The sequence below is a fragment of the Pseudomonas fluorescens genome (genome assembly GCF_902497775.2).
Taxonomy (GTDB): Bacteria; Pseudomonadota; Gammaproteobacteria; order Pseudomonadales; family Pseudomonadaceae; genus Aquipseudomonas; species Aquipseudomonas putida_F.
In genome coordinates this window covers 5,435,080-5,446,981 of the sequence record NZ_OZ024668.1, presented here as the reverse complement: position 1 = coordinate 5,446,981, position 11,902 = coordinate 5,435,080, and the positions used below count along the sequence as shown (strand labels likewise).

Sequence of the window (11,902 nt, the reverse complement as noted above, 5' to 3'; positions counted from 1 at the left end):
CCTAGGATTGAGCCATTCGCCAAGGACAATCCACATGTTCACACCTTCGAGCTACAAGGAAACCGACCTCGAGCACCTGCATCAGCAGATCGAGCAAACGCGCCTGGCCGTACTGGTCACCCACGGCGAACAGGGTTTGCAAGCCAGCCACCTGCCCCTGCTGCTGGATCGCCGCCAGGGCAGCAACGGCACCCTTTACGGCCACTTCGCCCGCGCCAACAAGCAGTGGCAGGCGTTGAGCAACGACGCCGAGGCACTGGTGGTGTTTGCCGGGCCGGATGCTTATGTCAGCGCCGGCTACTACCCCAGCAAGGTCGACGACCCGCGCACGGTTCCGACCTGGAATTATGTGGCCGTGCACGCCTGGGGCAAGGCCGAGGTTTTCCATGATGCCGAGCGCCTGCTGGCTATCGTCCGGCGCCTGAGTGATCAGCATGAACAAAGCCAGGCCAAACCCTGGTCGGTGGATGAGGCCCCGGCCGACTACATGGCCGGCATGCTCAAGGCGATCGTCGGCTTCGCCCTGCCCATCGAGCGCCTGCAAGGCACACGCAAACTCAGCCAGAACCGTTCGACCATCGACATCGAAGGCGTGCGCACCGGCCTGGCCAACAGCAGCGACCCTCTGGACAACCAACTGGCCGCCCTCATGGGCCAACCTTGAAGGAACACATCGATGCCTCACGTAACCATCCGCCCCGTCACTAGCGATGATCACAGTGCCTGGCTGCCGTTGTGGCAGGCGTATCAGCGCTTCTACGAAACCCGTATTGCCTACGAGGTCAGCGCCGTGGCCTGGGAACGCATGCTCGACCCGGCCGAGCCGACCAACGCCGCCCTGGCCTGGGTCGACGGCAAGGCGCTGGGCATGGTCCACTGGATCTACCACCGCTCCAACTGGAGCATCGAGAACTCCTGCTACCTGCAGGACCTGTACGTGCAAAGTGAGCAACGTGGCCTGGGTATCGGCCGCCAGTTGATCGAATACGTCTACGCTACGGCAAAGGTGGCAGGTTGCGCCAAGGTGCACTGGCTGACCCACGAAACCAATGCCACGGCCATCAGCCTGTACGAACAGGTCGCCGAGCGGCCCGGCTTCATTCAGTTCCGCAAACCGCTGTAAGCCAGAGGAGCCACCCCATGAGCAGTCCATTGCACTGGCATCCGGCCAAGCGCCCGCAACCTGCAACCTTGACCGGGCGCTTCGTGCGCCTGGAAAAACTCGACCCCAAGCGCGACACCGAAGACCTCTGGGAAGTGCTCCAGGGTCCCCAGGCCGACGGCAAACTGTGGGATTACCTGGCCTATGGTCCGTTCAGTGAGCGGGAAGACTTCGATCACTGGCTCGACATCAACGCCGCCAGCAGCGATCCGCTGTTCTACAGCGTGATCGACCTGGCCAGCGGCCAGACCCAAGGCATCCTCAGCCTGATGTCGATCGTGCCCGACCAGGGCCGCATCGAGATTGGCCACATCGCCTTTGGCGCCGCCATGCAGCGCACCCCAAAGGGCACCGAGGCCGTGTACCTGCTCGGCAAGCTGGCGTTCGAACTGGGTAACCGCCGCCTGGAATGGAAGTGCAACAACGACAACGCCCGCTCCAAGCGCGCTGCACTGCGCTTTGGCTTCACCTTCGAAGGGGTGTTTCGCAAGCATATGGTGATCAAGGACCGTAACCGCGACACAGCGTGGTTCTCGATTACCGATGATGAATGGCCGGCGATTGCGGCGGGGTTTGAGCGCTGGTTGGCGGAAGATAACCAACGCCCTGAAGGGCAGGTGCGAACACTGCAAGCGTGTCGGTAGGTGCGTGCAAAAAAAAGGGGAGCATACGCCCCCCAGAGGTTAACCGCGTGTAGATGAGGGCCTGAACATCAGCCCTCGATCTCGATCAGGATCTCGCCCGGGTTGACCCGGTCGCCCTTGGCCACATGAATGGCGGTGACCTTGCCGGCAATCGCCGCCTGCACTTCGGTCTCCATCTTCATTGCCTCGGTGATCAGCACTGGCTGGCCGGCCTTGACCATGTCGCCTTCCTTGACCAGCACATCGACGATGTTGCCGGGCATGGTGGTGCTGACATGGCCCGGAGCACTGGCCTGCTTGCGTTTGCTGCTGCCGCCGCCGACGAACTCGTTGAGCGGCTCGAACACCACTTCTTCCGGCATGCCGTCGATGGACAGGTAGAAGTGGCGCTTGCCTTCAGCCTTGACGCCAACGCCGGTGATATCCACCCGGTAGGTCTCGCCGTGCACGTCGATGACGAACTCGGTCGGCACGCCTTCGCCACCGGCCGAAGCCACGGCGCCAGCCTCGGGAATAGGCAGCAGCACTTCAGGGGTCAGGGTGCCGGCCTCACGCTCTTCGAGGAACTTGCGCCCGATGTCCGGGAACATGGCGTAGGTCAGCACGTCTTCTTCCGACTTGGCCAAAGCGCCAATGTCATTGCGCAACTTGGCCATTTCCGGCTTGAGCAAGTCGGCCGGGCGAACGTCGATGACCTCTTCGCTGCCGATGGCCTGACGCCGCAGTTTTTCGTCGACCACACCCGGGGCCTTGCCGTAGCCGCCTTGCAGGTACAGCTTCACCTCGTTGGTGATGGTCTTGTAGCGCTCGCCGGCGAGTACGTTGAAGAACGCCTGGGTGCCGACGATCTGCGAGGTCGGGGTCACCAGTGGCGGGAAGCCGAGGTCTTCGCGGACCCGTGGAATTTCCGCCAGCACTTCGTTCATGCGGTTGAGCGCGCCCTGCTCCTTGAGCTGGTTGGCCAGGTTGGAAATCATCCCGCCCGGTACCTGGTTGACTTGCACGCGGGTGTCGACGGCGGTGAATTCACTTTCGAACTGGTGGTACTTCTTGCGCACGGCATAGAAGTACAGGCCGATCTCTTGCAGCAGCTCCAGGCTCAGGCCGGTGTCGAATTCGCTGCCCTTGAGGGCGGCGACCATCGACTCGGTGCCTGGGTGGCTGGTGCCCCAGGCGAAGCTGGAGATCGCTGTGTCGATATGATCGGCGCCGTTCTCGATCGCCTTGAGCTGGCACATGGCAGCCAGGCCGGCGGTGTCATGGGAATGGACGAACACCGGCAGCGACTGCTCGGCCTTCAGTGCCTTGACCAGCTCGCCGGTAGCGTATGGAGTCAGCAGGCCAGCCATGTCCTTGATTGCCACCGAGTCGCAACCCATGGCTTCCATCTGCTTGGCCTGGGCGACGAAGGCTTCGATGGTGTGCACGGGGCTGGTGGTGTAGGCGATGGTGCCCTGGGCATGTTTGCCGGCAGCCTTGACCGCTTCGATGGCCACGCGCAGGTTACGCACATCGTTCATGGCGTCGAAGATGCGGAACACGTCGATACCGTTGACCGCCGCTTTGGCGACGAAGGCTTTGACCACATCATCGCTGTAGTGGCGGTAGCCGAGCAGGTTCTGCCCGCGCAGGAGCATCTGCAGGCGGGTGTTGGGCAGTGCCGCGCGCAGTTTGCGCAGGCGCTCCCACGGGTCCTCCTTGAGGAAGCGCACGCAGGCGTCGAAGGTAGCGCCGCCCCAGACTTCCAGCGACCAGTAGCCGACCTTGTCGAGCTTGTCGCAGATCGGCAGCATGTCGTCGGTACGCATGCGGGTGGCCAGCAGGGACTGGTGGGCGTCGCGCAGGATTGTGTCGGTTACAAAGATTTTCTTGGACATTATGGGTTCCTCACAGGCCTGCGTGGGCGGCGATGGCGGCGGCGATGGCCAGGGCCAGCTCTTCGGGTTTGCGCTTGATCGAGTAGTTGGTCAGTTCCGGATGGCTTTCAACGAAGCTGGTATTGAACTGACCGCTGCGAAATTCCGGATTGCGCAGGATTTCCTGGTAATAGGCGGCAGTGGTCTTCACCCCTTGCACACGCATGTCGTCCAGGGCCCGCAGGCCGCGGTCCATGGCTTCTTCCCAGGTCAGCGCCCAGACCACCAGTTTCAGGCACATCGAATCGTAGAACGGTGGAATGGTGTAGCCGGTATAGATTGCCGTGTCGGTGCGCACACCCGGGCCGCCGGGCGCGTAGTAGCGGGTGATCTTGCCGAAGCTGGGCAGGAAGTTGTTCTTCGGGTCTTCGGCGTTGATCCGGAACTGCAAGGCAAAGCCGCGGTGCTGGATGTCTTCCTGCTTGACCGACAGCGGCAGGCCGGAGGCAATGCGGATCTGCTCGCGGACGATATCGATGCCTGTGATTTCTTCGGTGATGGTGTGTTCCACCTGCACCCGGGTGTTCATCTCCATGAAGTACACCTCGCCATCGGCGAGCAGGAACTCCACGGTGCCGGCGTTCTCGTAACCCACGGCCTTGGCTGCGCGCACCGACAGGTCGCCGATATAGGCGCGCTGTTCGGGGGTCAGTTGCGGGCTCGGGGCGATTTCGATGAGCTTCTGGTTACGCCGCTGGATCGAGCAGTCGCGCTCGAACAGGTGTACGACATTGCCGAAGCTGTCGCCGAGGATTTGCGCCTCGATGTGTTTCGGGTTGACGATGCATTTTTCCAGGAACACTTGCGCCGAGCCAAAAGCCTTGGTCGCTTCGGAAATCACCCGTGGGAAAGCTTGTTCCAGCTCTTCACGGCTGTTGCAGCGACGAATGCCACGGCCGCCGCCGCCGGAGGTGGCCTTGAGCATCACCGGATAACCGATGCGGTCGCCTTCAAGCAGGGCTTCGTGGATGTCGGCGACGTTGCCTTCGGTGCCCGGGGTGACCGGTACACCGGCCTTGATCATGCTGCGGCGGGCTTCGGTCTTGTCGCCCATGCGACGAATGACTTCGGCCGACGGGCCGATGAATTTGATACCGCGTTCGGTGCAGATGTCCGCAAGTTCAGCGTTCTCAGACAGAAAACCATAACCGGGATGCAGCGCATCACAACCGGTTTCCACAGCCAGGTTCACCAGCTTGCGCGGGTTCAGGTAGCCGGCCAGGGGCTCGGCACCAATGCTGTGGGCCTCATCGGCACGTTTGACGTGCAAGGCATGGCGGTCGGCGTCGGAGTAGATCGCCACGGAACGGATGCCCATCTCGGCACAGGCGCGCACGATTCGGACAGCAATTTCACCGCGGTTGGCGATCAGGATCTTTTTTATCACTGGAGTATTCCCAAGGCCGCTAGAACAAACGAGCCGGCAATGCCGGTCGGCGCGTGACCAATCGTCGCTGGTCAGTCGCATCTTTACCCTAGCGCTGTCTCTGGATAAACAAAAATCAATATTTATTAGGGTGTGCATAAGCAAAAGCTTATAGTGCTGTTACAAGGTTTTTCCGGGGTTTGAGACAAATGCGTAAGTCATTGATGCGTATGACATTGCGTCAACTGCAGATCTTCAATGAGGTCTGTGACTTGCGTTCCTACAGCCGGGCGGCCGAGGAGATGAACCTGACGCAACCCGCCGTTAGTCTACAGATCCGCCAGCTCGAAGAACTGGTCGGCCAACCGCTGTTCGAGTACGTCGGCAAAAAGCTCTACCTGACCGAAGCCGCCGAAGCGCTGCAACGCGCCAGCCGCGATATCTTCGGGCGCCTGGAGAGCCTCGACATGCAGCTCTCGGACATGCAGGGCTCGCTTCAAGGGCAACTGAAGCTGGCGGTCGAATCCAGCGCCAAGTACTTCGTCCCGCACCTGTTCGCCGCCTTCAAACGCCTGCACCCCGAAGTCAATCTTACCCTCACCGTGGTCAACCGGGCCCAGGCCATCCGTCGCCTCTCGGACAACCGCGACGACCTGATCATCATGTCCATGGTGCCTCAGGACATGGGCTTGGAGTTCTTGCCGTTCCTCAACAATCCGATTGTCGCAGTGGCACCGCCCGATCACCCGCTGTGCAAGCTCGACAGCCTGCGCCTGCAGGATCTGGAACCGCATACCTTGCTGGTCCGCGAACAGGGCTCGGGCACGCGCAAGGCCTGCGAAGAATACTTCAAGGAGAAGCGTGTGCACTTCACCCAGACGCTGGAGGTGGCTTCCGCCGATGCCCAGCGCGAGTGCGTGATTGCCGGCCTGGGCATCGCCCTGCTGACCCGCCACGCGTTGAACCTGGAACTGGCCACTGGCGTGCTGCGAGAATTGCCGGTTGAAGAGCTACCCCTGTACCGCAGTTGGTGCGTGGTGCAGTCCAAGGCCAAACGGCAGTCACCGGTGGCCCTGGCCTTTTTAGCGTTCATTCGCAGCGAACGTGCACAGATCAGCGGGCTTGTTGAGCGTTTCTCGGGGATTCTGCCGCCGATACCTGCCACACGCTGAGGGTCTGCAAGTCGGCGTAGTCGGTGATTTCCTGCAGCAGGCGGCGCTGCTCGGAATAGCTTTCGATCGCGCGGCGAAACTCCATGCGGCGCTGGTCTTTTTCCTGCTGCTTGCGGGATTTGGCGTTGGGTTGGTACGAGCCATCGAATTCACGAGCCATTGCATATCTCCCTTATCGAGTGCGGGAGCTTCAGACTGACGTCGCAGCATTACGGTTTGGCGGCGTACCAATGACAAATCAATGAACCTGCCGGGTCGCTCAGTCGTCCATCGCCTTGATCGACTTGGGCGACAGGCGCAGGCTGCGCAAGCTGCGCTTGACGCTCTTGAGGTGGTTGACCAGGCTCGGGCCGCGGGCCATGGCCACGCCCATGGCCAGCACGTCGATCACCACCAGGTGAGCGATGCGCGAGGTCAGCGGGGTGTAGATCTCGGTGTCTTCGTGCACATCGATGGCCAGGTTGACGGTCGACAGCTCTGCCAACGGCGTCTGGCTCGGACACAGGGTGATCAGCGTGGCGCCGCTTTCACGCACCAGGTTGGCGGTGATCAGCAGGTCTTTGGAGCGCCCCGACTGGGAAATGCAGATGGCAACGTCGCCAGGCTTGAGGGTGACCGCCGACATTGCCTGCATGTGCGGGTCGGAGTACGCCGCTGCGGTCAGCAACAGGCGGAAGAACTTGTGCTGGGCATCGGCCGCTACCGCGCCGGAGGCACCAAAACCGTAGAACTCGACGCGCTGGGCCTGGGCCATGGCGGTTACCGCCCGCTGCAAGGCCTGTGGGTCGAGGTGCTCGCGCACTTCCATCAGGGTATGCAGGGTGGTGTCGAAGATCTTCAGGCTGTAGTCGGCAACCGAGTCGTCTTCATGAATGGCGAACTGGCCGAAACTCGCACCCGCCGCCAGGCTCTGGGCCAGCTTGAGCTTGAGATCCTGGAAGCCGGAACAACCGATCGCACGGCAGAAACGCACGATGGTCGGCTCGCTGATGCCGACGCTGTGGGCAAGGTCGGCCATGGAGCTATGCATGACGGCCGCTGGATCAAGCAGCACGTGATCGGCAACCTTGAGTTCCGATTTGCGTAGCAGATGGCGCGACTGGGCGATGTGTTGCAACAGATTCAAGGGCAGGACTCGGTTATGATCGACTGACCGGGTTGTAGCTTTCTTGTAGTTATACTACATGACCGGCGACCCGCCCAGCTAAACGAACTAGGAGAGTGGTGGTATTGACTATCCCTTGCGACATCATGGTGTTCGGCGGCACCGGTGATCTGGCCCTGCACAAACTGCTTCCGGCGCTCTACCACCTGTATCGCGAGGCTCGTCTGCACCCCGCCGTGCGCATCATCGCCCTGGCCCGCAGCAATCTGCCACGCAACGAATTCCTCAAGCTCACCGAACGCCGTTGCCGGGCGCAGATTGCCCGTGCCGACTTTGACGAGGATGTCTGGGCGCGCTTCTCGGCGCGCCTGGACTACTTCCCCATGGACGCTTCGCAAAGCGCCGATTTCGTCCGCCTGGCGCGGTTTCTCGGGGAAGCCGGCGGCCTGACCCGGATTTACTACCTGGCCACCGCACCGAACCTGTTCGTGCCGATTGCCAACCACCTGAAAACCGCCGGACTCGCCGACCACGACGCACGCATCGTGCTGGAAAAACCCATTGGCCATTCGCTGGAATCGGCCACGGCAATCAACGAGGCCTTCGGCGCCGTTTTCGCCGAGTCGCAGGTGTTTCGTATCGATCACTACCTGGGCAAGGAAACAGTGCAGAACCTCATGGCCCTGCGCTTTGCCAATGCCCTGCTTGAGCCCGTGTGGCGCAACAACCAGGTCGACCATGTACAGATCAGCGTCTGTGAAACCCTCGGTGTAGAGAATCGCGGCGCCTACTACGACCGTGCCGGCGCCACTCGCGACATGCTGCAGAACCACCTGTTGCAGTTGCTCTGCCTGGTGGCCATGGAGCCGCCAGCGCAATTCGAGGCCGAAGCGGTGCGCGACGAGAAGGTGAAGATCCTCAAGGCCCTGCAACCGATCACTGGCCAGGACGTGCAGGACAAGACCGTGCGCGGCCAGTACAGCGCCGGCAAGATCGGCGGCCAGGAAGTGCCGGCCTACTACTTCGAGAAAGATGTCGACAACGACAGCGATACCGAGACCTTCGTCGCCGTAGAAGCGCATATCAACAACTGGCGCTGGGCCGGCGTGCCCTTCTACTTGCGTACCGGCAAACGCCTGGCCAAGCGCTCGTCGCAGATCGTCATCCAGTTCAAGCCAGTGCCCCATCGCCTGTTCGAAGGTGATCAGGCCAATCAGCTGCTGATTCAGCTCCAACCCGATGAACGCATCAGCCTGCAAATGATGACCAAGACCCCCGGCAAAGGCATGCGCCTGGAGCCGGTGGAACTGAACCTCAACCTGGCCCAGGTATTCGGCCAGACTCGCCGCTGGGATGCCTATGAGCGGCTATTGCTGGATGTGCTCGAAGGCGACTCGACGCTGTTCATGCGCCGCGACGAGGTCGAAGCGGCCTGGGCCTGGATCGACCCGATCCTCACCGGCTGGCAAGAGCACTTCCAGGCACCGCGGCCCTATCACGCCGGCAGCAACGGCCCGGACCAGGCCCACAGCCTGCTGGCCCACCAGGGCCGCGCCTGGCACCTTTAGAAGCTGTAGCGGCTGGCCAGTAAGCCGGCCAGCTCCTGCGCCGGCACCGGCCGGCTGATCAGGTAGCCCTGCACTTCATTGCAGCCTTGCTTGCGCAGGAAATCCAGCTGCTCATGGGTTTCGACGCCCTCGGCCACCACCTGCAGGTCCAGGCTCTGGGCCATGGCAATGATCGCTCGGGTGATGGCCGCGTCCTCGCTACCCTCGCTCAGGCCACGGATAAAGGCCTGATCGATCTTCACGTAATCCACCGGGAAGCGCTTGAGGTAGCTGAGCGATGAATAACCGGTGCCAAAATCGTCGATCGCCAGCTTCACCCCCAGCTCGTGCAACTGGCGGAAGGTGGCAATGATGTGTTCGACGCTGTCGAGCAACTGGCTCTCGGTCAGCTCAAGCTCCAGCAGATGCGGGGCCAGGCCGCTTTCATCCAGTACCTGACGCACCAGGCTGACCAGCTTGCCCTGACGCAACTGATAAACCGACAGGTTCACCGACACGCGGATCGGCGCAAGCCCCATGCGCTGCCACTCACAGGCCTGCCAGCAAGCCTGGCGCAGGACGAATTCGCCCATCGGCGCAATCAGCCCGGTTTCTTCGGCCAGGCCGATAAAGTCCGACGGCGGCACCATGCCCCACTGCGGATGCTGCCAGCGCACCAACGCCTCGGCAGCATGCAGACGGCCAGTGGCCAGGCACAACTTGGGCTGGTAATAGACCTGCAGTTGCCGCTCTTCGATGGCCTTGCGCAGGTGGTTCTCCAACTGCAGGCGCTGCAGGGTACTGGCCTGCAGGCTTTCGGTGTAGAACTGGAAATTATCGCCCCCCAGGTGCTTGGCATGCTGCATGGCGGTATTGGCCTGGCTGACCAGCACCGTGACATCCCGCGAGGTGTCGGCCAGCAGGCTGATGCCCACCGAAGCGCTGATCACCAGTTCGTGACCTTCGACCCGCAGTGGCACGCGCAGCTTGTCGAGCAGGCGACTGGCTACCCGCACCAGGCTCGAGAGGTTGCTATAGGCATCGAACAGCACAGCAAACTCGTCACCGGAAAGCCGCGCCACCGTGTCGGCCTCGGGCATCGCGTTACTGATGCGCTGGGCCATCTGCTTGAGCAAATGGTCGGCCACTTCGTGGCCAAGGCTGTCGTTGAGCAGCTTGAAGCGGTCCAGGTCGATATGCAGCAAGGCCAGCCCACGCCCGCTCTGGCGCAAGCGCTCGCCGGCATCATGCAGACGCAGGCGGAACAGAGCGCGGTTGGCCAGCCCCGTCAGCTCGTCATAATGAGCCAGGTAGCGCAGACGCTCCTCGGACTCGCGACGCGCCGACAGATCGGTGAAGAAGCCGACGATGCTGGTCAGGTTGCCGCGGGCATCGCGCACGCCGTTGAGCTGCAACCACTGCGGATAAAGCTCACCATTCTTGCGCGCCTCGACCAGCTCGCCCTGCCAACTGCCCTGCTGCTCCAGCGCCAGTTCGATGGCCTGGGAATGCCGGCGTGCATCCCGGCTGCATGGCAGTTCCAGCAAGCGGCCCTGCAGCAGTTCTTCGCGGCTGTAGCCGGTCACCCGGCAGAAGGCCTGGTTCACCGCCAGCAACACATATTCAGGGTCGAGAATCACGATCCCTTCGCTGGCCGCTTCGAATACCGTGGCAGCCAGGCGCTGTTGTTCTTCCTGGGCTTTTTGCGCGCTGATGTCCCGGCGGGTGCCGAGCATGCGCAACACCCGCCCGCTGGCATCGCGCTCCACCGCCCGGCCACGGTCTTCGATCCAGCACCAATGGCCCTGGCGATGACGCACTCGGTAGTCGATACGGTAATCCTCGCTACGGCCCTTGAGGTGCTCTACCAGCGTGCGTTTGAGCAACGGCACGTCATCAGGATGCAGGCGAGGTTTCAAGTGCGCGAGCATTTCCTGGACCTGGTCAGGCTCCAGGCCAAACAACTCACGCAATTGGGTGTGGTGGATCTCGTCGGTTTCCAGGTTCCAGTCCCACAGCCCCAGTTCGCTGGCCTCAAGCGCCAGGGCCAGGCGCTGTTCGCTCTTGCTCAGGGCCTGGTTGGCGACATCGAGCTCCTGGCTGCGCTGGGCAACGCGCGACTCAAGCCCCACTTGCGCCTCACGCAGCTGCTCCTCGATCAACCGACGCTGCCCGACCTCCTCGGCCAATGCCTGGTTAAGCCGTTCGCTGCGACTTTGCGCAGCTTGCAGGTGCTCGATCAACTCCTGATTCTGAAAGCGCCGCAACAGCCCCCGCTCGATCAACCGGTTGACCTGCCACGCCACCACTGACAAGGCGATCAATAGAATCAGCCCAAGCCAGCCCCAGCCGCGCTGTTGTTCGTCGCCATTCCAGAATAGAAAGGCAATCGGTGGCAGCAGGCAGGGCAAGGTAAAACTGAGGAAGGCCGGCAGGCTGACGGCATAGGCAACACTGGCCGATAGCGTCGCCGCCCCCAGCAGGCCAAACACCCAGGCCTGCTGCACGAAGTTGTCCACAGGCACCAGGGCTATCGCCGCACTGGCCAGGGTCAGGCCACTGAAGGCCGAACCGAGCAGGAACATTCGCCACCAGGAAGGCTGGGCCTGTCGATCGGGCATCGCGGCATCGAAAGCGGCGACCTGAATCACCCGCAGCGCCACCAGGGCCATCAGCCAGACGACCCAGATACTGACCAACAGGTAGCGCGCCGGGCTCCACAGCAACCAGGCACAGACCAGACCGTTGAGCAGCATGAACAGGGTCGGCAGCAACGAGCCTTGGTACAGCAGGCGGGTGCGCTCGACAGCCAGTTGGGTGGCGAAGTGTTTGCGAATACTCCGGCGCGCTTCGGAAGGGGCGCTCATGGAGTCGGAACCGAGTGTCATAGGCAGTGTTCTTGTAATGGTTAGCCTTAAACGTGCACGGAGCATACACAAGCAAGCCCCTGGGCCAAACTGCTCTGGATCATAATTATTTCATCGCGTTTC

At 62.0% G+C, this 11,902-nt stretch carries 10 protein-coding genes; 5 read left to right on the top strand and 5 right to left on the bottom strand.

Going from position 1 to position 11,902, the window contains the following annotated elements:
• Positions 1-34 precede the first annotated feature (34 nt).
• The 3 genes from F8N82_RS25040 to F8N82_RS25030 are packed head-to-tail and all read left to right on the top strand — an operon-like array spanning position 35 to position 1,806.
• Entirely contained in the window at positions 35-664 is a 630-nt protein-coding gene (locus F8N82_RS25040) for an FMN-binding negative transcriptional regulator (RefSeq protein WP_038997964.1), read from the top strand.
• Between the two features lie 12 nt (positions 665-676).
• A complete protein-coding gene (locus F8N82_RS25035; RefSeq protein WP_038997963.1) occupies positions 677-1,123 on the top strand; it encodes a GNAT family N-acetyltransferase in 447 nt (148 codons plus the stop codon).
• A 17-nt stretch (positions 1,124-1,140) separates the two neighbouring features.
• Positions 1,141-1,806, top strand: coding sequence for a GNAT family N-acetyltransferase (locus F8N82_RS25030; RefSeq protein ID WP_038997962.1), 666 nt, complete (start codon positions 1,141-1,143; stop codon positions 1,804-1,806).
• A 68-nt stretch (positions 1,807-1,874) separates the two neighbouring features.
• Here the strand turns inward: F8N82_RS25030 and oadA are convergent, their stop codons facing one another.
• A complete protein-coding gene (oadA, locus tag F8N82_RS25025) occupies positions 1,875-3,683 on the bottom strand; it encodes a sodium-extruding oxaloacetate decarboxylase subunit alpha (RefSeq protein ID WP_038997961.1) in 1,809 nt (602 codons plus the stop codon).
• Between the two features lie 10 nt (positions 3,684-3,693).
• The gene (locus F8N82_RS25020) at positions 3,694-5,109 is read right to left on the bottom strand and encodes an acetyl-CoA carboxylase biotin carboxylase subunit (RefSeq protein ID WP_038997960.1); all 1,416 of its coding nucleotides are present in this window, start codon (positions 5,107-5,109) and stop codon (positions 3,694-3,696) included.
• 203 nt (positions 5,110-5,312) lie between these two features.
• Here F8N82_RS25020 and F8N82_RS25015 point away from each other — a divergent pair, with 203 nt between their 5' ends.
• The gene (locus F8N82_RS25015; RefSeq protein WP_162195917.1) at positions 5,313-6,260 is read left to right on the top strand and encodes a LysR family transcriptional regulator; all 948 of its coding nucleotides are present in this window, start codon (positions 5,313-5,315) and stop codon (positions 6,258-6,260) included.
• Here the strand turns inward: F8N82_RS25015 and F8N82_RS25010 are convergent.
• Both F8N82_RS25010 and hexR read right to left on the bottom strand, forming a co-directional pair.
• The gene (locus F8N82_RS25010; RefSeq protein ID WP_026001293.1) at positions 6,202-6,420 is read right to left on the bottom strand and encodes a PA3496 family putative envelope integrity protein; all 219 of its coding nucleotides are present in this window, start codon (positions 6,418-6,420) and stop codon (positions 6,202-6,204) included. The genes F8N82_RS25015 and F8N82_RS25010 overlap by 59 nt on opposite strands.
• Positions 6,421-6,519: 99 nt before the next feature.
• A complete protein-coding gene (gene hexR / locus F8N82_RS25005) occupies positions 6,520-7,386 on the bottom strand; it encodes a transcriptional regulator HexR (RefSeq protein ID WP_010222789.1) in 867 nt (288 codons plus the stop codon).
• Positions 7,387-7,490: 104 nt separating this feature from the next.
• On the opposite strand from hexR, the gene zwf reads away from it, so the two are divergent.
• Positions 7,491-8,933 carry a glucose-6-phosphate dehydrogenase gene (gene zwf, locus F8N82_RS25000; RefSeq protein ID WP_038999675.1) on the top strand — a complete coding sequence of 481 codons (1,443 nt, stop codon included), beginning with the start codon at positions 7,491-7,493 and terminating at the stop codon, positions 8,931-8,933.
• Here the strand turns inward: zwf and F8N82_RS24995 are convergent.
• Positions 8,930-11,800, bottom strand: a complete 2,871-nt coding sequence (locus F8N82_RS24995; protein ID WP_038997957.1) for an EAL domain-containing protein — start codon at positions 11,798-11,800, stop codon at positions 8,930-8,932. The two genes, zwf and F8N82_RS24995, sit on opposite strands and share 4 nt — an antisense overlap.
• Positions 11,801-11,902: the final 102 nt, after the last annotated feature.